Annotated in this window: 20 protein-coding genes; 10 read left to right on the top strand and 10 right to left on the bottom strand. The window is 71.8% G+C overall.

The genetic code is table 11. The features are described 5' to 3' along the window. The first annotated feature begins 165 nt into the window (after nucleotides 1-165). Together ABH941_RS15785 and ABH941_RS15790 are read left to right on the top strand one after the other, a co-directional pair. Complete coding sequence (locus ABH941_RS15785) at nucleotides 166-828, top strand: TrkA family potassium uptake protein (RefSeq protein ID WP_133999949.1); 663 nt, start codon at nucleotides 166-168, stop codon at nucleotides 826-828. Beyond that, nucleotides 828-1,490 carry a TrkA family potassium uptake protein gene (locus ABH941_RS15790; RefSeq protein WP_030258937.1) on the top strand — a complete coding sequence of 221 codons (663 nt, stop codon included), beginning with the start codon at nucleotides 828-830 and terminating at the stop codon, nucleotides 1,488-1,490. The genes ABH941_RS15785 and ABH941_RS15790 overlap by 1 nt, the downstream gene beginning before the upstream one ends. 108 nt (nucleotides 1,491-1,598) lie before the next feature. On the opposite strand, the gene ABH941_RS15795 is transcribed toward ABH941_RS15790, so the two are convergent. The 4 genes from ABH941_RS15795 to ABH941_RS15810 are packed head-to-tail and all read right to left on the bottom strand — an operon-like array spanning nucleotide 1,599 to nucleotide 5,962. Beyond that, nucleotides 1,599-2,297, bottom strand: a complete 699-nt coding sequence (locus ABH941_RS15795; RefSeq protein WP_370129800.1) for a DUF3159 domain-containing protein — start codon at nucleotides 2,295-2,297, stop codon at nucleotides 1,599-1,601. Between the two features lie 7 nt (nucleotides 2,298-2,304). Further along, nucleotides 2,305-2,703, bottom strand: coding sequence for an OB-fold nucleic acid binding domain-containing protein (locus ABH941_RS15800; RefSeq protein ID WP_133999952.1), 399 nt, complete (start codon nucleotides 2,701-2,703; stop codon nucleotides 2,305-2,307). Between the two features lie 35 nt (nucleotides 2,704-2,738). Beyond that, nucleotides 2,739-3,431 carry a response regulator gene (locus ABH941_RS15805; protein WP_370129801.1) on the bottom strand — a complete coding sequence of 231 codons (693 nt, stop codon included), beginning with the start codon at nucleotides 3,429-3,431 and terminating at the stop codon, nucleotides 2,739-2,741. Next, nucleotides 3,428-5,962 (bottom strand): ATP-binding protein, encoded by a 2,535-nt coding sequence (locus ABH941_RS15810; RefSeq protein ID WP_370129802.1) that lies wholly within the window; start codon nucleotides 5,960-5,962, stop codon nucleotides 3,428-3,430. Before ABH941_RS15810 ends, ABH941_RS15805 begins: the two co-directional genes overlap by 4 nt. 213 nt (nucleotides 5,963-6,175) lie before the next feature. On the opposite strand from ABH941_RS15810, the gene ABH941_RS15815 reads away from it, so the two are divergent. From ABH941_RS15815 to ABH941_RS15845, 7 genes are all read left to right on the top strand, one after another. Next, the gene (locus tag ABH941_RS15815; RefSeq protein WP_370129803.1) at nucleotides 6,176-7,594 is read left to right on the top strand and encodes an amidase; all 1,419 of its coding nucleotides are present in this window, start codon (nucleotides 6,176-6,178) and stop codon (nucleotides 7,592-7,594) included. Nucleotides 7,595-7,752: 158 nt separating this feature from the next. Then, the gene (locus ABH941_RS15820; RefSeq protein WP_370129804.1) at nucleotides 7,753-8,949 is read left to right on the top strand and encodes an ROK family protein; all 1,197 of its coding nucleotides are present in this window, start codon (nucleotides 7,753-7,755) and stop codon (nucleotides 8,947-8,949) included. Nucleotides 8,950-9,253: 304 nt separating this feature from the next. After that, entirely contained in the window at nucleotides 9,254-10,606 is a 1,353-nt protein-coding gene (locus ABH941_RS15825; RefSeq protein WP_370129805.1) for an LLM class flavin-dependent oxidoreductase, read from the top strand. A 35-nt stretch (nucleotides 10,607-10,641) separates the two neighbouring features. Beyond that, complete coding sequence (locus ABH941_RS15830; protein WP_370129806.1) at nucleotides 10,642-11,670, top strand: ABC transporter substrate-binding protein; 1,029 nt, start codon at nucleotides 10,642-10,644, stop codon at nucleotides 11,668-11,670. Nucleotides 11,671-11,701: 31 nt separating this feature from the next. After that, a complete protein-coding gene (locus ABH941_RS15835; protein ID WP_370129807.1) occupies nucleotides 11,702-12,664 on the top strand; it encodes a TauD/TfdA dioxygenase family protein in 963 nt (320 codons plus the stop codon). Nucleotides 12,665-12,749: 85 nt separating this feature from the next. Next, nucleotides 12,750-13,613 (top strand): ABC transporter permease, encoded by an 864-nt coding sequence (locus ABH941_RS15840; RefSeq protein WP_370129808.1) that lies wholly within the window; start codon nucleotides 12,750-12,752, stop codon nucleotides 13,611-13,613. 5 nt (nucleotides 13,614-13,618) lie between these two features. Next, the gene (locus ABH941_RS15845; protein ID WP_370129809.1) at nucleotides 13,619-14,311 is read left to right on the top strand and encodes an ABC transporter ATP-binding protein; all 693 of its coding nucleotides are present in this window, start codon (nucleotides 13,619-13,621) and stop codon (nucleotides 14,309-14,311) included. Nucleotides 14,312-14,367: 56 nt separating this feature from the next. Here ABH941_RS15845 and ABH941_RS15850 read toward each other — a convergent pair whose 3' ends face one another. The 4 genes from ABH941_RS15850 to ABH941_RS15865 all read right to left on the bottom strand — a co-directional run bounded on the left by ABH941_RS15850 (nucleotide 14,368) and on the right by ABH941_RS15865 (nucleotide 17,044). Then, nucleotides 14,368-15,069, bottom strand: coding sequence for an ABC transporter ATP-binding protein (locus ABH941_RS15850; protein WP_370129810.1), 702 nt, complete (start codon nucleotides 15,067-15,069; stop codon nucleotides 14,368-14,370). Between the two features lie 81 nt (nucleotides 15,070-15,150). Then, a complete protein-coding gene (locus tag ABH941_RS15855) occupies nucleotides 15,151-15,936 on the bottom strand; it encodes a DUF3710 domain-containing protein (RefSeq protein WP_370129811.1) in 786 nt (261 codons plus the stop codon). A 2-nt stretch (nucleotides 15,937-15,938) separates the two neighbouring features. After that, a complete protein-coding gene (gene dut, locus ABH941_RS15860; protein WP_370129812.1) occupies nucleotides 15,939-16,451 on the bottom strand; it encodes a dUTP diphosphatase in 513 nt (170 codons plus the stop codon). Nucleotides 16,452-16,453: 2 nt separating this feature from the next. Beyond that, the gene (locus ABH941_RS15865) at nucleotides 16,454-17,044 is read right to left on the bottom strand and encodes a PaaI family thioesterase (RefSeq protein WP_370129813.1); all 591 of its coding nucleotides are present in this window, start codon (nucleotides 17,042-17,044) and stop codon (nucleotides 16,454-16,456) included. Between the two features lie 86 nt (nucleotides 17,045-17,130). Between ABH941_RS15865 and ABH941_RS15870 the strand changes: the two genes are divergently transcribed. Beyond that, entirely contained in the window at nucleotides 17,131-17,586 is a 456-nt protein-coding gene (locus tag ABH941_RS15870) for a DUF3093 domain-containing protein (protein WP_370129814.1), read from the top strand. A gap of 51 nt (nucleotides 17,587-17,637) precedes the next feature. On the opposite strand, the gene ABH941_RS15875 is transcribed toward ABH941_RS15870, so the two are convergent. Next, nucleotides 17,638-18,549: a hypothetical protein gene (locus ABH941_RS15875; protein ID WP_370129815.1), complete on the bottom strand. Its 912-nt coding sequence runs from the start codon at nucleotides 18,547-18,549 to the stop codon at nucleotides 17,638-17,640. 25 nt (nucleotides 18,550-18,574) lie between these two features. Further along, nucleotides 18,575-18,874: a DUF4193 domain-containing protein gene (locus tag ABH941_RS15880; RefSeq protein ID WP_030258984.1), complete on the bottom strand. Its 300-nt coding sequence runs from the start codon at nucleotides 18,872-18,874 to the stop codon at nucleotides 18,575-18,577. Nucleotides 18,875-18,879 lie beyond the last annotated feature (5 nt).

Raw genomic sequence — 18,879 nt, forward strand, 5'->3', positions numbered from 1 at the left:
CGCTTCCCAGCTGACTCCTGGATCCGAGGGCGTTCCGGGGTGTGACGACCCGGGTTGCGCGGGTACTGCGGTTGTGTCATCGGCGCGCGAGGGTGCGACCCTGGTGCAGGCACCGGTTAAGAAGGTGCCAGGATCGAGCCGGGACATCACTCCGGAAGGACGGGCGTGCACATCGTCATCATGGGCTGCGGCCGCGTGGGTTCTGCCCTCGCGCGCACCCTCGAGAAGCAGGGGCACTCGGTCGCTGTCGTCGACCAGGACCCCACGGCGTTCCGCCGTCTGGGTTCCGGTTTCACCGGCCAGCGGGTGACCGGGGTCGGCTTCGACCAGGACACGCTCCGCGAGGCCGGTATCGAGCAGGCCGGGGCCTTCGCAGCGGTCAGCAGCGGCGACAACTCCAACATCATCGCCGCGCGGGTGGCCCGGGAGAACTTCGGCGTCGAGAACGTCGCGGCCCGGATCTACGACCCGCGCCGCGCCGAGGTCTACCAGCGGCTGGGCATCTCCACCGTCGCCACGGTCCGCTGGACCGCCGACCAGATGCTGCGTCGGCTGCTGCCCAGCGGCTCCGAGCCCAACTGGCAGGACCCGAGCGGCGCCGTGCAGCTCGCCGAGGTTCCGGTGGCGTCCGGATGGATCGGCCACCGCCTCAGCAAGCTGGAGCAGGCCGCGGCGGTGCGGGTGGCGTTCGTCAGCCGTCTCGGCGTGGGCACCCTGCCCACCGCCGACATGGTGCTGCAGGAGGGCGACCTCGTGCACATGATGATGCGCATCGCAGATCTCGAGGCCGTCGAGGCCGTGTTCGCGAAGGGCCCGGAGGAGCACTGATGCGGGTAGCCATTGCCGGGGCCGGTGCGGTGGGACGATCCATCGCGGGCGAGCTGCTGGAGAACGGGCACGAGGTCCTCCTCGTGGACAAGAACCCCAAGTCCATCTCGGTGGAGCGGGTGCCGCAGGCCGAGTGGCTGCTGGCGGACGCCTGCGAGATCACCGCGCTGGACGAGGCGGCGCTGCAGCGCTGCAACGTCGTCATCGCCGCGACCGGGGACGACAAGGTCAACCTGGTCGTCTCGCTGCTGGCGAAGACCGAGTACGGCGTGCCGCGGGTGGTCGCGCGGGTGAACAACCCCAAGAACGAGTGGCTCTTCAACGAGGCCTGGGGGGTGGACGTGGCCGTCTCGACGCCGCGGCTGATGTCGGCCCTGGTCGAGGAGGCGGTGAGCGTCGGCGATCTGGTGCGGCTGATGCGGTTCAGCCAGGGCGACGCGAATCTCGTGGAGATCACGCTCTCGGGGACGGCCACGGCTGTGGGACTGCGGGTGAGTGATGTGGAGTGGCCGCAGGACACTGCGTTGGTCACCATCATCCGCGAGGGTCGTGTGCTCGTTCCGAGCGGCAGCGACAGTCTTGAGGGTGGGGACGAGTTGCTGTTCGTGGCTACGGCGGAGCGGGAACGGGAGCTCGAAGAGCTGCTGTCCAAGGAGAGCTGACGCTTCCACTCGGGGCGCGGGGTTGCTGTTCGGTCGGCGTGCACGTCTGTGCATGGTTGGCCGCGCACGCTTTTAAACAAGCACAGCCTCGCGCCCCTGAGGCGTTGCCTAGACCTCTGCGTGGTCGGGTGCGGGTTCTTTTTCTTCCTCTACGGCGACCTTGATGGGGGGCGGGGCCTTGGAGAGGATGAGCCAGGAGAGGTAGATGGCGACCAGCCAGGGGGGGACGCCGAGGCCGATCTTGGCGACGCCGAGCCAGGTGACGTTGCCGGCCCAGTAGAGCGGGAAGAGGATCGCCGCGCGGATGGCGAAGAGGGCGACCCAGACCCAGGTGGCCTTGGTGTAGGCGGCAAGACGGCCCGGGTTCTGGGTGCGCCAGGTCATGTTCTCGCCCAGCATCGGGCCGAGCAGCACGCCGAGCAGCGGCCAGCGCACCAGCGCCGAGACGGCGTAGAGCACGCCCAGCAGCACGCCGTAGATCATCGACGGCAGGTAGAAGTCCTGGGCCTTGCCGGACTTCATGGCGATGAACGCGCCGATGGCCACGCCCAGCACGCCGCCGAAGGCATGTTTCAGGGTCTCCCTGCGGACCAGGCGGACCACGGCGAGCAGCACCGTGACACCGACGGCCGACCAGGCGGAGACGCCGAGATTCTTGGTGATCGTGTAGAGCAGGACGAAGACGAAGCCGGGGACGGTCATGTCGACCATGCCGCGGACGCCGCCGAAGGTGTCGATGAGCGAGGTGTCGACCTCGGTGGCGTCCGTGTCCGCCTTGGCGGGGTCCAGCTTGTGACTGGGGCTCACGCGAGTGCTACTCCGATCCGACAGGGCGCAGCTCGTACCGCGGGTTGAAGAGCACCCGGCGGCCTCGCGCATGGCTGATCCGGCCGTGGGCCACCAGGCGGCGGCCGGGCTCTATCCCGGCGATGGAGCGGCGGCCCAGCCAGACCACGTCCAGGGCGTCGGTGCCGTCGAAGAGCTCCGCCTCCAGGGCGGGGACGCCGGCCCGGGGGCGCAGGGTCACCGCGCGCAGCGTGCCCGTCACCGTGACCTGCTGGCGGTCCTGGCAGGAGGCGATGGGCATGCAGCCGGCTTCCTCGGCGTCCTGGCGCAGCTCCTCGGCCTGGAGCTCCTCGCTGCTCGCGGCCAGGCGGTTGAGCATCCGGCGCAGACGCCCCTGCTGCCGGTCGATTCGGGTGTCACCACTCATAGCCGAAGAGTACCGCTCCGTACCGCTCCGTAGGCCTACTGCTCGAAGCGGTACCCCATTCCGGGCTCGGTGATGAAGTGCCGCGGATGTGCCGGGTCGGCCTCGAGTTTGCGGCGGAGCTGCGCCATGTAGACGCGCAGATAGTTGCTCTCAGTGCCGTAGGCCGGTCCCCAGACCTCTTGGAGCAGCTGTTTCTGGCTGACCAGCCGGCCCGCGTTGCGCACCAGCACCTCCAGCAGGTGCCACTCGGTGGGCGTGAGCCGGACGTCCGCGCCCTCCCGCTGCACCCGCTTGGCGACGAGGTCGACGGTGAAGGACCGGGTGGTGACGACCGCCTCGTCGGGGTCGGTGCCGACCGGGGCGGCCCGGCGGACCGCGGCGCGCAGCCGGGCCAGCAGTTCGTCCATGCCGAAGGGCTTGGTGACGTAGTCGTCGGCGCCGGCGTCCAGGGCCTCGACCTTCTCGTCGGAGGCGTGCCGGGCCGAGAGGACGATCACCGGGATCTTGGTCCAGCCGCGCAGCCCGCGGATGACCGTGGTGCCGTCCATGTCCGGCAGACCGAGGTCCAGCAGCACCACGTCGGGGTGCCGGGCCGCCGCCAGTTCCAGTGCGGAGGCCCCGTCGTGGGCGGCGTCGACCTCGTAGCCGCGCGCCCTGAGGTTGATCACCAGCGCGCGGACGATCTGCGGCTCGTCGTCGACCACCAGGACCCTGGTCGCACCTGTCATTCCGGGCTGCCTTTCCCCTGCTGCGTGATGCGGTCCGACTGATCGGTACGGAGAGTGAAGACCATGGTGAGGCCGCCGCCCGGGGTGTCCTCGGCGGTGAGGCGGCCGCCCATGGACTCGACGAAGCCCCTGGCGACGGCGAGGCCCAGGCCGACCCCGGCGCCCCTGGGGGCGTCGCCGTAGCGCTGGAACGGTTCGAACACCTTGTCCTTGGCCTCGTCGGGAATCCCGGGGCCGTGGTCGGCGACCCGCAGTTCCAGCCGGTCCGGCTCCCCGGCCAGCCGCAGCACACTTCCCGAGACCAGGACTTGACCCTTGCCCTGGTACTTCACGGCGTTCTCGACCACGTTCGCCAGGGCCCGTTCCAGCAGCCCGGGGTCACCCTCCACCATCGGCAGGTCCTCGGGGACGTCCAGCCGCACCGTGCCGTCCGGGACCCCGCGCAGGGCCATCGGGACGACCTCGTCGAGGTCGAACTCGCGGACCAGCGGGACCACCGTGCCGGTCTGCAGCCTGCTCATGTCCAGCAGGTTGCCGATCAGATGGTCCAGCCGGTCGGCGCCCTCCTCGATGCCGGCCAGCAGTTCGGCCTCGTCCTCGGCGCTCCACCGCAGGTCCTCGGTGCGCAGCGAGGACACCGACGCCTTGATGCCCGCCAGCGGTGTGCGCAGGTCGTGCGAGACGGCGGCCAGCAGCGCGGTGCGGATCCGGTTGCCCTCGGCCAGCCGCCGGGCCTCGGCGGCCTGTTCGCTCAGCCGACGGCGTTCCAGCACCTCGGCCGCCTGGGCCGCGAAGGCGCCCAGCACCCGGCGGTCCCCCGCCGGGAGCACCCGGCCGGACAGCGCCAGCGCCAGCCGCTCGCCGACCGGGACGTCCACGTCGGCGTCCTCGGGGCGGCCCACCGGCGCGGGCCCGACCGACCCGGCACAGGTCCACGGGCCGAAGTCGTCCGCCCGCTCCAGCAGCGCCACCGACTCCATCTGGAAGGTCTCCTTGACCCGCTCCAGCAGGGCGGGCAGTGCCTTCTCGCCGCTCAGCACGCTGCCGGCGAGGAAGCTCAGGGTCTCCGCCTCGGCGCGGCTGCGGGCCGCCTCGGCCGTCCGGGAGGCGGCCAGGTCCACCACATAGGCCACCGCCAGCGCCACCGCCAGGAAGACCGCGATGGCGACGATGTTCTGCGGATCGGCGACGGTCAGGGTGTGCAGCGGCGGGGTGAAGTACCAGTTGATCAGCAGCGAGCCGACCACCGCCGACGCCAGCGCCGGGAACAGCCCGCCGGTCAGCGCGGCGGCCACGGTGAGGCCCAGGTAGAGCAGCATGTCGGTGCTGCCGGAGCGGGTGCCGCCGAGGATCCAGGTGAGCAGCAGCGGCCCGCCGACGCCCAGCACCCAGCCCACGGCGGTACGGGCCGCCCCCAGCCGGGCGATGCGCCGGATCGGGCGCACCCGGCCCCGGGCGACGTGCTCATGGGTGACGATGTGCACGTCCACGTCGCCCGACTCCCGGGCCACGGTCGCGCCGACCCCGGGGCCCAGTATCCACTGCCAGGCCTTGCGCCTGCTGCTGCCCAGCACGATCTGGGTGGCGTTGACGCCCCGGGCGAAGTCCAGCAGCGCCTCGGCGGCGTTGTCACCCAGGACCGAGTGGAAGCTGCCGCCGAGATCCTCGACCAGGGCCCGCTGCACCGTCAGCTCCTGCGGCGAGGCGCCGGTCAGCCCGTCGCTCTTGGCGACGTACACGGCCAGGATCTCGCTGCCGGAGCCCTTGGCCGCGATCCGCGCGGCCCGGCGGATCAGGGTCCGTCCCTCGGGGCCGCCGGTGAGGCCGACCACGATGCGCTCCCGGGCCTGCCAGGTGTCGCTGATCCGGTTCTCGGCCCGGTAGCGCTGCAGGTACTCGTCGACCCGGTCGGCGGTCCACAGCAGCGCCAGCTCCCGAAGCGCCGTCAGATTGCCCGGCCGGAAGTAGTTGGAGAGCGCCGCGTCGACCTTCTCGGGGGCGTAGACGTTGCCGTGCGCCAGCCGCCGCCGCAGGGCCTCGGGGGCCATGTCGACCAGCTCGATCTGCTCGGCCCTGCGGACCACCTCGTCCGGCACCGTCTCCTGCTGGCGCACCCCGGTGATGCCCGCGACGACGTCCGCCAGCGACTCCAGGTGCTGGATGTTGACGGTGGAGATGACATCGACGCCGGCCGAGAGCAGCTCCTGGACGTCCTGCCAGCGCTTGACGTTGCGCGAGCCGGGGACATTGGTGTGCGCCAGCTCGTCCACCAGGGCGACGGCGGGACGGCGGGCCAGTACGGCGTCCACGTCCATCTCGGTGAAGGCGGCCCCCCGGTACTCCATGGACCGGCGCGGCACCACCTCCAGACCGGCGATCAGCCCGGCGGTGTGCGAGCGTCCGTGGTCCTCGACGAAGCCGACCACCACGTCGGTGCCGCGGTCCCGGCGCCGGTGCGCCTCACCCAGCATGGCGCAGGTCTTGCCCACTCCGGGGGCGGCCCCCAGATAGATCCGCAGCCTGCCGCGCATACCTGTCCTCTGACGTCGTACTTCCCCGTTGAGCGTACGCGAGTCGCGCTCCCGTTCCGCTGCTCAGCGCCGCCCTGAAAGCTGCTTTAGCGACATCTTGACGAGTCCACCGGGGGCTGTTCCGGGTCACCGGCCGGTGCGAGGATCGGCAGGCAGAGGCCGCGCCACGACGGACGCGGCACCCGTCCGAGGCACCCGTCCGAGGAGAACGCAATGACGCAGCTCCACGACCTGACAGCGCTGGAACAGGGCGAGTTGATCGCGACCGGGAAGCTCTCCCCGGTCGAGCTCACCGACCACTACCTGGAGCGGATCGACCGGCTGAACGCATCCCTCGGCGCCTACATCACGGTCACCCCGGAGCTGGCCCGCAGCCAGGCGGCCGAGGCCGAGGCGGCGGTCAGGGACCGGGACGGCGCGCCGCTCTCCCCGCTGCACGGGGTCCCGGTCCCGGTCAAGGACCTCAACTTCGTGGCCGGGGTCCGGGCCACCCAGGGCTCGGCCGCCAGCGCGGAGCACATCCCGGCGGTCGACGACCACATCGTCACCAAGCTGCGCCAGGCCGGCACGGTGCTGCTCGGCAAGACCAACACCCCCGAGTTCGGGCTGCCCTGCTACACCGAGAACCAGGTCGCCCCGCCCGCGCGCACCCCCTGGGATCTGGAGTACTCGGCCGGCGGCTCCAGCGGCGGCGCGGGCGCCGCGGTGGCGGCCGGTCTCGCCCCGATCGCCCAGGGCAGCGACGGCGGCGGCTCCATCCGCATCCCCGCCTCGGTCTGCGGGCTGTTCGGGATCAAGCCCAGCCGGGGCCGGGTCAGCAGCGGCCCGACCCTGTACGACGTCAGCGGCCTCAGCGTCAACGGCCCGATCGCCCGCACCGTCGCGGACGCCGCCGCGCTGCTGGACGTGCTCGCCGGAACCATGCCCGGCGACTGCTGCAGCGCCCCTTCCCTCGCCCCCGGTGAGACCTTCGCCTCCTACGCGGCGCGCGAGCCCGCGAGCCTGCGGGTCGCCGTGCTCACCGCCCCGCCGGTCCCGGGGCTGACCGTCCATCAGGACTGCATCGACGCCACCGAGAGCGCCGCCGAACTGCTGGCCTCGCTGGGCCACCGAACCGAACCGCTGGAACTGCCCGCCGACGACACCCTGCGCCGGGTGTTCGAGCAGGTCTGGGCGGTGATGGCGACCCAGCAGCCGGTCGCCGACGAGTCGCTGCTGATGCCGCTGACCCGCCACCTGCGCGAGGAGGGCCGCAAGGTCTCCGGCCCGGACTTCGCCACCGCGCTCTACACCTTCCGCGCCGTCGGCGCCCTGGTCGCCGCCCTGCAGGAGGAGTACGACGTCATCCTCACCCCGACCCTGGCCAGGCCCCCGGCCCTGGTCGGCGCCCTGCGCGACGACGAGAACCCGGCCCACGAGTTCGACAACCTCACCGAGTTCACCCCGTTCACCCCGCTCTACAACGCCACCGGACAGCCCTCGGTCAGCCTCCCGCTGCACTGGAACGAGGCCGGCCTCCCCATCGGCGTCATGCTCGGCGGACGCTACGGCGACGAGGCCACCCTGATCTCGCTCTCGGCACAGCTGGAGCGGATGCGCCCGTGGGCCCACCGCAAGCCCGCGCTCTGGTAGCCCCGCGCTTCCGGATCGTGTCGCAGAAAAGCCACACGGCTGCAACATGCGTCCATTGACCCTCCCGAACAGCGTTGCGACGATGCGCGTATGACCTCCTCGACCTGTCCCGGCGGCCGCTAGCCGATCCGAACCCCCGCCGACCGAGGACTCCGCCGATGCCGCTCGCGCTGATCGCCACACCCGCGCCGCCGCCCGTGCCCGACCGACCCGACGGTGCGGCCGCCGTGCTCCGCGCCGCCCTGCGCCGCGGGCCCCTGGCCCGCACCACGATCAGCAGGGAGACCGGACTGAGCCCGGCGGCCGTCTCCCGGCACGCCGCCGATCTGATGGCCCTGGGCCTGGTGTACGAGCCCAGGGAGCAGCCCTCCGCGCCCCGCCCCGGGCGCCCCCGGATCCCGCTGGACATCGACACCGGGCGGCATCTCGCCGCCGGGGTGCACATCGCGATACCGCAGCTCACCTTCTCGCTCACCGATCTGCGCGGCCGGGTGGTCGCCCAGGAGCGCGCGCCCCGGCGGGCGACCCCGGCGGCGGTGCTCCAGGACGTCGCCGCGCTGCTGCCCGGCTTTCTGCGCAGGCACGCAGGCGGACGCTCGGTGCTCGGCCTCGGCGTGGTCACCGGCGGCTGGGTGGACCCGGAGTCCGGAGTGCTGGTCGAGAACTCCGCGCTGGGCTGGCGCGACGTACCGCTGCGGCAGACGCTGCTGTCCGCGACCCGGCTGCCGATCCATGTGGACAGCCACGCCCGCGCGCTGGCGCAGGCCGAACTCCTCTTCGGCGCCGGTCAGCAGGGAGATCTCGTGCACCTGTTCGTCGGCAATGTCGTCGACGCGGCCATCGCCGCCGGCGGAGTGCTGCTGCGAGGACGGCGCAACGGCGCGGGCGGCATCGCCCATCTGCCGGTGCCGGGCTCCACGACGCCCTGCCCCTGCGGCGGGACCGGATGCCTGCAGGCCACCGCCTCCGACCGGACCCTGGCCGAACGCGCGGTCGCCGAGGGGATCGTGCCGCGTCCCGAACTGACCCTGGTGCTGGCCGCGGCGCTGGCGGGTGACGCCCGTGCCCTGGACCTCTGCCGGGCCCGGCTGCGGCAGATCGCCCCGGCCGTGGCGCTGCTGCTGGACATGATCAGCCCGGACACCCTGGTGCTCACCGAGGCGGTCACCCTCTACCTTCCGGAGCTGCTCGGCGTGCTGCACGAGGAGGTGGCGGCCCGTACCCGGCAGCCGGTGGAGCAGCTGGTCCGCCCCAGCTCCTTCGGTCCCCAGGCACTCGCGGTCGCCGCCGGGACCCCGGTGCTGGCCGCCGTGCACCGGGATCCGCTGGCGCTGCGCACGGCGAGGTCGGCATGAGGCTCCGGGTTATTTCCAGCGCGTCAGAAACCGTTGTCGCCGCGGCGGCCGGGCCGCAGACTCGGGGTATGGACGCACAGCAGAAGGCGACGATCCGGGAGGCCGCAGGCCGGCACCCCGTGAACGCCTTCCGCCTGCACCACTTCGCCGGACTCGGCTGTTAACCCAGCGCTCCGCCGCTCACCGTGCCGCCCTCCCCGTGACCGATCCGGGGCCTGACGGCACGTCGTCTCCGCACACCCCCATCCGAACCGAGCACCGTGCACACCGCTGCACGCTGCCCCACGTCCCGGAGTGCTTCCGCATGCCTTCGAACGAGACCGCATCCAACCGCAGGCAACTGCACCTCAACCTCTTCCTGATGGGCGTCGGCCACCATGAGGCCGCCTGGCGCCACCCCCGCACCGACCCGGCCGACCTGTCCTCGCTGGCGCACTTCCAGCGGCTCGCCGCCACCGCGGAGGCCGCCGCCTTCGACTCGGTCTTCCTGGCCGACGGGGTCGAGGGACCGGATCCGGCCCGGGCCAACGCCTGGGTCAGCCACTTCGAGCCGTTCACCCTGCTCGCCGCGCTCGCCGTCAGCACCGAGCGGATCGGCCTGATCGGCACGGTCTCGACCGGCTTCACCGAGCCCTACAACCTGGCCCGGCAGTTCGCCAGCCTGGACCACCTCAGCAACGGCCGGGCCGGCTGGAACATCGTCACCTCGGCCGGAGACCGGGCCGCCCGCAACTTCAACCGCACCGCCAACCAGGACCATGCGGTCCGCTACCAGCGGGCGGACGAGTACCTGGAGGTGGTGCAGGCGCTGTGGGACAGCTGGGAGGACGACGCCCTGCTGCTGGACCGGGAGAACGGGCGGGTCACCGACCCGGCCAAGGTGCACGAGATCAACCACAGCGGCGAGCACTTCCAGGTGCTGGGACCGCTGAACATCCCGCGCGGGCCGCAGGGCCATCCGCTGCTGGTCCAGGCGGGCAGCTCGGAGAACGGCCGCGGCTTCGCGGCCCGGCACGCCGAAGCGGTGTTCACCGCGCAGCAGACCCTCGCCAAGGGCCAGGAGTTCTACGGCGACCTCAAGGCCCGCACCGCCGCCCTGGGCCGCGACCCGGCCGGCATCGTGGTGCTGCCCGGCATCGTGCCGGTGCTCGGCTCGACCGAGGCCGAGGCCAAGGCGCTGGACCAGGAGCTGGACGACCTGATCGACCCGGCCCGGGCCATCGGCACGCTGTCCACCCTGCTCGGCGTGGACCTCAGCGACCACCCCCTGGACGCCCCGCTGCCGCCGCTGCCGCCGGTCGCGGCCATCAACGGCGCCAAGAGCCGCTTCGAACTGGTCCGCGACCTGGCCGAACGGGACGGACTGACCCTGCGTCAACTCGTGGGCCGGCTGGGCGGCGGACGCGGGCACCAGGTGCTGGCGGGAACGCCGGAACAGATCGCCGACCACATCGAGGTGTGGTTCACCCATGGCGCGGCGGACGGCTTCAACATCATGCCGCCGATCCTCCCCGACGGCCTGGAGCTCTTCACCGAGCACGTCGTGCCGATCCTGCGCGAACGCGGGCTGTTCCGCACCGAGTACACCGGCCGGACCCTGCGCGAGCACTACGGGCTGCCGAGGCCCGCGAGCAAGTACACCTCCGTCGCCGTCTGACACCACCTCTCTGACACCACCTCAAGGAAGCTCCCATGCGCAAGAGAACCGCTCTCGTCCTGCCCGCCCTCGCGGCTCTGCTGCTCCCGCTGGCCACCGCGTGCGGTGGGGCGGCCTCGGCCAGTACCGACTCGGCGGCCAAGGCCGGCTCGGGCCAGGTCACCCTGCGCTTCGGCGACCAGGGCAAGACTCTGCTCACCCTGCTGAAGACCTCGGGCGAGCTGGACAGCCTCCCCAACTACACAGTGCAGTTCGACCAGTTCAACAGCGGCCCGTTGGTGAACCAGGCGCTGTCGGCCGGTGTCGTCGACGTCGGCATCATGGGCGACACCCCGGCGATCTTCGCCGCGGCGGCCAAGCTGCCGGTGGACGTGGTGGCCGCCAGCCACACCGTCGGCCCGGGCTACACCCTGCTGGCCAGGGCCGGCTCCGGCATCAAAACCCTGGCCGACCTCAAGGGCCGCAAGGTCGCCTACTCCAAGGGCACCGCCAACCAGGGCTTCCTGATCCAGGCCCTGGCCACGGTGAACCTCAAGCAGCAGGACGTCACCCCGGTCGACGTACCGCTGCAGAACGTCGGCAGCCTGCTGGAGTCGGGCACGGTCGACGCCGCCACCGTCGCCGCGCAGGACCTGGTCAACTACACCAGCGCGCACCCGGACGCGGTGAAGCTGATCACCGGCAGGCAGGTGTCCTCCGGCTACGCCTTCTACCTGGCCGCCCAGAAGGCCCTGGCCGATCCGGCCGAACGGACCGCGGTCAAGGACCTGGTGGGCCGGATCATCAAGGCCTACAGCTGGGCCAGGACGCACCCGGACCAGTGGATCGACGCCTACTACGTCAAGGTCAACAAGCAGACCCCGGCGATCGGGAAGCTGGTCTGGCAGAACTCGGGCGAGACCAGGTTCGCCGTGCTGGACCAGACCGTGGTCGACGCCCAGCAGCGGCAGGCAGACCTCTTCCTGGCCAACCAGCAGGTCCCCGGGAAGGTCGACGTGACCACCGAGTTCCCGTCGGACGTCGAGACGGAGTTCAGCGCCGTCGTCGCACCCAACCAGCAGTAGCAGCCTCCCCTTTCCTCTGAAGGGAACCACCATGACCGTGTCCGTCCGCACACTCACCGTCCGCCCCGTCGCGGGGCACATCGGCGCCGACGTCGACGGCGTCGACCTGGCCCTGCCCCTCTCCGAGACCGAGGTCCAGCAGGTCAAGGAGGCCCTGCAGCGCCACAGGGTGGTGTTCTTCCGCGGTCAGCGGCTCGACCACGCCGCGCAGATCGCCTTCGCCCGGCAGTTCGGCGAGCTGACCTACGCCCACCCGCACGACGACGCTCCGCCCGAGGACCACCCGGAGATCTTCACCATCGACCCCACCCGGTTCGAAGAGCGCTACGGCAAGGGCTTCCGCGAGGAGTACCGCAAGCGCCAGTACAGCTACTTCGACGGCTGGCACACCGACGTCACCGCCGCGGTGAACCCGCCGGCCGGATCGATCCTGCGGGCCGAGCGGGTGCCGGAGTTCGGCGGCGACACCACCTGGACCAACCTGGTCGCCGCCTACCAGGGCCTGTCCGCCCCGCTGCGCGCCTTCGTCGACACCCTGCGCGCCGAGCACCGCTACGGCGGCAGCAGCAAGGTCGCCGGGGACAGCGAGTATGCCAAGCGGATCAATGAGAACCTGCTGGTCGCGGTGCACCCGGTGGTCCGGGTGCACCCGGAGACCGGGGAGCGGGCGCTGTTCGTCAACCCGGGCTTCACCAGCCACATCGTGGATGTCAGCCCCGGCGAGAGCAAGCAGATCCTGGACCTGCTCTACGGCGAGATCACCCGGCCCGAGTACACCGTGCGCTTCCGCTGGGAGCCCGGCCACGTCGCCTTCTGGGACAACCGGGCCACCGCCCATCTCGCCCCGCGCGACCTGGAGCACCTGGAGGTGGAGCGCCGGCTGCACCGGGTCACCCTGATCGGCGACGTCCCGGTCGGCCCGGACGGGCGCAGCTCCGTGCTGGTCTCCGGGCGGCCGTTCACCGCCGACCACCGCGTGGTCACCGCCGCCTGACCGGCCGTCACCCCTTCTGTCACCTGATCTGTCACCTGATCTGTCAGCCGCAACGGAACCCGTAGTCCTAGGAGAGGGACCAGCCATGGCGACCACCGTCACCGCACCACCCGTACCGGAGAGCCCGCCGGACTCGCCGGTGCTGATCGACGCCGCGACGCTGAGCCGTCCGAACCGCACCTGGGTGCCGCTGCCGCGCTGGCTGCGGCGGCTGGCCGGTCCCGCCCTGGTCGTCGCCGTCTGGCAGTTGCTGGGAGCGACCGGCAACATCAACCCGCGGGTGCTGGCCACACCGGCCCAGGTCGCCCAGGCGGCCTGGGACCTGGCCAAGGACGGCGAGCTGGAGAGCAATCTGCTGGCCTCGCTGCAACGGGTCGGGACCGGGCTGCTGATCGGGGTCGGCCTGGGGGTCCTGCTCGCGGTGCTGGCCGGGTTGTTCCGGCTGGGCGAGGAGCTGATCGACTCCACCATGCAGGTGGTACGGGCCCTGCCGGTGCTGGGGCTGCTGCCACTGGTGATCATCTGGTTCGGCGTGGGCGAGGAACCCAAGATCGCCCTGGTGGCCTTCGCCGCGGCCTGCCCGGTCTACATCAACACCTACGCCGGCATCCGCGGTGTCGAGTACCGGCTGGTCGAGGCCGGACGGGTGGTCGGGCTCAACCGGCTCGGGCTGATCCGCCACGTCATCCTGCCCGGAGCCGTGCCCGGCTTCCTGGTCGGCCTGCGGTTCGCGCTGACCAGCGCCTGGCTGGTGATCATCGTCGCCGAGCAGCTCAACGCGACCAGCGGCATCGGCTATCTGATGAACCAGGCCCAGGCCTGGTACCGCACCGACATCATCGTCCTCGGACTGCTGATCTACGGCGTGCTCGGCCTGCTCGCCGACTCGCTCGTCCGCCTGCTGGAGCGGCGCCTGCTGGTCTGGCGCCGCGGATTCAACGGAGCCTGACCACCATGACGACAGCAACCACCACCGAGGCCCCCCTGGCCGTCCGCGCCACCGGGGTGCACCGCTCCTTCGACGGCCGCGAGGTGCTGGCCAGGGTCGACCTGACGCTGCACCAGGGCGAGTTCCTCGCGCTGCTGGGCCGCAGCGGCTCGGGCAAGAGCACGCTGCTGCGGGCGATGGCCGGGCTCGACCCCGACTTCACCGGCGAGCTGCTGGTGCCCGAGCGCAGGTCGGTGGTGTTCCAGGACCACCGGCTGCAGCCCTGGAAGCGGGTGCTCGACAATGTCGTACTGGGGCTGCCGCGGGCCGGTGCGAGGGAGGCCGGCCTCAGTGCACTGGCCGAGGTCGGCCTGACCGAACGGGCCCGGGACTGGCCGATCACGCTCTCCGGCGGGGAGGCCCAGCGGGCGGCGCTGGCGCGGGCGCTGGTACGGGACCCGGCACTGCTGCTGCTGGACGAGCCGTTCGGGGCGCTGGACGCGCTGACGCGACTGAAGATGCATGCGCTGCTGCGGGAGCTGTGCCGGAAGCACCGACCGGCGGTGTTGCTGGTCACGCATGACGTGGACGAGGCGATTGCGTTGGCGGATCGGGTGATTGTGCTGACTGACGGGCAGCTTGGGCCTTCCCACGGTGTGGGGGAAGCGGAGTTGCGGAGGGTGCTGCTGACTGAGTTGGGGGTGGTGGAGGGGGTTTGACGGAGGGTGCGGGGGGCTGCGTGGCTGGTCGCGCAGTTCCTCGCGCCCCTGTGGGGCTACTCGCCGGTGGTTATCCGACCGTCTTTCAGGTCCAGGACTCGGTCTGCCAGTTCCATGAGCTGGGGGTCGTGGGTGGCTACCAGGGCGGTTACGCCCTCGCTGTGGACCACGGCGCGGAGCAGGTGCATGATGGCGCGGCCGGTGTCGGAGTCCAGCTGGCCGGTGGGCTCGTCGGCGAACAGCACCAGGGGCCGGTTGGCGTTGGCGACCGCGATGGCGACCCGCTGCTGCTCGCCGCCGGACAGCTCGCCCGGGCCGCGGTCGGCGCAGTGGCCGATCCCCATCAGGTCCAGCAGTTCCGCGGCGCGGGCCCGGCGCTGGGACCGCTTCACCCCGGCGTAGGTCATCGGCAGCATGACGTTCTCGGCCGCGGTCAGGTAGGGCAGCAGATTGCGGGAGGTCTGCTGCCAGACGAAGCCGACCGTGCCGCGCCGGTAGGCGAGCCGGTCGCGGCGCTTCATGGTGAGCAGGTCGTGCCCGGCGACCTCGGCGGACCCCGCGGTGGGGACGTCCTGGCCGGAGAGGATGCCGAGCAGGGTGGACTTGCCGGAACCGGAGGCGCCGATCACCGCGACCATCTCGCCCCGCGCCACGGCCAGGTCCAGGCCCTGCAGCGCCTGCACCTCGACGCCCTCGGTGCGGTAGATCCGGACCAGGTTCTCGCAGACGATCAGACCCTCGTCCCGCTTGACGCTCACTCCGCTCCCGCCCCGAACGACTCATGGATCAGAAAGCCGACAGGCCCCCGCGAAGGGGGCCTGTCGGCGCTGCCGTGTGCGTCAGCGGACCTCGGTGATCTCCGGGCCGCGGTCGAAGGGGTTCATCGGGTCGCCGCTGAAGCGGTTGGCCGGGGCCGACTGCTGCTGCGGCATCCCGTCCGCCACCATCTGGGCGTCCTCGGGGAGCTTGAGCACGATCGGGTCACGCGGCGCCATCGGGGTCTCCCCGCGGACCACCACGGTCTCCCGGAACACCTGCTCCAGCACACCGGCCGACTCCGGCTGCACCGCCGCCTGGCCGGAGATCACACCGCGCAGGAACCAGCGCGGCCCGTCGCAGCCGACGAAGCGGACCAGCTGCACCCCCTGGGTGCCGTCCGGGAGCTGCACCGGGACCTGGGCCCGCAGGCCCCAGCCCAGCGGGCCCTCGTCCTCGTCCACGACACCGCCCTGCTGGGTGATGCCGGACGCGATCTCCTGGCGGACCTCGCCCCAGATCCCCTCGGACCTGGGCGCAGCGAAGGCCTGCAGCTGGATGGCACTGCTGCCGAGGACCAGGGTCGCCGCGACGATCGAGTCGCCGGCCACCTCCACCCTCAGCTCCATGCCGTCGACCCCGGGGACCAGCAGGCCGCCCAGGTCGACACGGCCCTCGGCCGCGTCATCCACCTCGGTGGAGTCCCAGGGGCCGTCGGGACGCGGCGCGGGCGGCAGACCCACCCGGGCGTCCTCGGCGTCGTCCTCCTCCATGGAGTCCACACCTGCGACGTCCTCGCTGTCCTCGAAGGCCGCTTCGCCCTCGATCTGATCGACAGCGTCCTCGCTCTTGGCGCGACGACGGAACACGGTCACTGTCCTTCCCGGTCGGGTACCGAAGAGATTTCCTGCCCGGCCGCGGGAATGCTAACCGCGGCATGGCCGCCCGTCGACCCGAAGCCACCGATGGCACGTGCCGATCCCGGCAGTTCCGCCACCTCGTGGAAGCGGACCTTCTCGACCCGCTGGACGACCAGCTGGGCGATCCGGTCCCCGCGGTGGAAGACCACCCGCTCGCGCGGGTCGAGATTGACGACGATCACCTTGATCTCACCACGGTACCCGGCATCGACAGTTCCCGGGGCATTCACCAGCGCCAGACCGCAGCGGGCCGCCAGACCCGAGCGCGGATGCACGAAGGCCGCATATCCGTCCGGAAGTGCGATAGCGACCCCGGTGGGCAGCACCGCCCGCTCCCCGGGGGCCAGCTCGGCGTCGACCGTGGTCCGCAGGTCGGCCCCGGCGTCGCCCGGATGGGCGTACGAGGGGGCGGGCAGCTCCGGGTCCAGCAGGCGCAGCAGGACGTCTACAGGGGGGTGGGTCATGGCTAAGGATTCACCTCGAAGGCACGGGCGCGCTTGAAGACATCGGGGTTGTCCATGACTGCCTTGATGTCCTCGGGGCGGCCATGGTTGACGAAGTGGTCCAGTTCGACCTGGACGAACAGGGCTCGCGCGGATATCGCCAGCGGTCCTTCGGGGCCGTCGAGCCGTCCCTCGGCGCGGCAGTAGATCTTGCGCCGGACGACCGCGTCGACCCAGGCGTGGATGGACAGGGTGGCGCCGACCGGCACCGGGCGGACGAAGTCGGTCTCCAGCCTGGCCGTCACCGAGGCGGTGTGCAGCAGCCAGTTGAGCGTCCCCAGCGCCTCGTCCATCGCGGTCACCAGGACCCCGCCGTGGGCCAGCCCGGGGCCGCCCTGGTGCCCTGCGGCGACGGTGAACTCGGCCAGGACCTCGACGCCCTCGCCGGCCCTGGCGGCCAGGTGCAGTCCGTGCGGCTGCCGCGGGCCGCAGCCGAAGCAGTGCTCGTAGTGCGGGTCGATCAGCACGCCGGGCGCGGGCGCCTCGGGGTGCCTGACCGGGGCCCCGGCGCCGGGTGGTGGCGTCAGGGAGGGACGGGAGGTGTGCTGGCTCACTCTCGCGACCCTACAGAACAACCCCGGTGGAACGGGAACCGAGGCCCTGTGCAAGATCGCCTGCGGCCGCGGCCCACAATGGAGCCATGTACGACGAACGCCTCACGGCTCCGCTCTCCCTGTGGCTGTTCCCCGCGGGCAGCGGCATCTCCTTCGGGCTGGTCTTCTACCTCTTCGGCATCGTGCCCGGACTGCTCGGCCTGGTCGCGGGGACGGCCGCGGCCGCCGTGCTGCTGAGCTCCTACGGCTCGGCGCGGATCCGGGTGGTGCAGGGGCTGCTGGTGGCCGGCGACGCGCGGATCCCGGTGGAGGCACTGGGGACGGCCCATCCGCTGGACCGCGCGGAGGCCCTGGCCTGGCGCACCCGCAAGGCCAACGCCCGCGCGTTCATGCTGCTGCGCTCCTACATCCCGACGGCACTGCGGGTGGAGGTCACCGACCCGCAGGACCCGACCCCCTACCTCTACCTGTCGACCCGCGACCCCGAAGGGCTGGCCGCCGCCCTGGACTCGGCCAAGCAGGAGGCCCTGAAGGCGGCCTGACGGACCGACAGCCGACGGAGGCTCAGTACGGGGGTTCAGTCGTACGGGGGTTCAGTCCTTCGGGTCCTCCGGCCGGGCGAGCGCCGCCTCCCAGTAGCCGCTCTCGACCGGCGGGCGCCCGCGCAGGTCCTTGCGGATCTCCAGGGCGAGCTTGGCGGTGTCCCTTCGGTTCAGGGTCGCCCCCGCCAGCGCCCCCACCATCAGCGGCGCCACCGAAGGCAGCTTGCGCAGCCCGGTGCGGGTGAGCCGCTTGCGCAGCTGTCGGCGCAGCTCGGCGCCGGTTCCCAGGGCCACCAGGCTGCCCGGCTTGGACAGGTCGAGCCCGCGCCGCTGGGACCAGACGGCCAGATAGGCGCCGGCCCGCTGGGAGGCGGTGCCGCTCGGCGGCTGCCCGTAGACCTGGTAGAGCTCGGCGATCATCTTGACCTCGACGGCGGCCACGGCGAGCAGCTCGGTGGCGATCTCCACCGCCATCGCGGGCGGCACCGGGAGCATGGCCACGGCGCCGACGCCGGCGCCCACGGAGGCGGAGGCTTTCACGGCCCCGGAGGCGATGCTGTCGGCGAGGTCCTCGGCGTTTCGCGCGTCCGGGTGCTGGGCGCGCAGTGTGGCGAGGTCACGTACGGGGATTCGGGGTGCGGCGTCGACCAGCCGGTCCACCAGGTGCAGCGCACCGCTCCTGGTACCGGACCCGACCAGGGAGCTGCCCTTGGTCCAGCCGGCGGTCAGGGTGCCCTTGAGGGAGTCCGCGAGCGAGGCCATGCGTCGGCCCCGCTCGCCCTGGGGGACGACCGCCGCGGGGGCGGATCCGTCCCACATCTCCAGCTCGGCGGCGATCCGGACGAGATCGTCCTCGCTGTCGTCGCCGCCGACCGCCGGGGTTGACGCGTCCCCGGCGGTTCGATCGGAACTGCTGCCGTTGATGCTCGGCTTGGTGCTGTTTCGCTGTCGGAACGGCCTCATGAAGACCTCCCTACCCCAAAACGCGTCAGGCCGCGCAGTCCCGGCAGATGGGATTGCCGTTCTTCTCGCTCGCCAGCTGGCTGCGGTGGTGCACCAGGAAGCAGCTCATGCAGGTGAACTCGTCGGCCTGACGGGGCAGCACCCGGACGGAGAGCTCCTCGTTGCTGAGGTCCGCGCCGGGCAGCTCGAGACCTTCGGCCGCTTCGAACTCGTCGACGTCGACCGAGCTGGTCGACTTCTCGTTCCTGCGGGCCTTCAGTTCCTCGATGCTGTCCTCGTTGAGGTCGTCATCGGTCTTGCGTGGGGTGTCGTAGTCAGTTGCCATGGTGT

The sequence above is a fragment of the Streptacidiphilus sp. EB103A genome (assembly GCF_041261405.1).
GTDB lineage: Bacteria > Actinomycetota > Actinomycetes > Streptomycetales > Streptomycetaceae > Streptacidiphilus.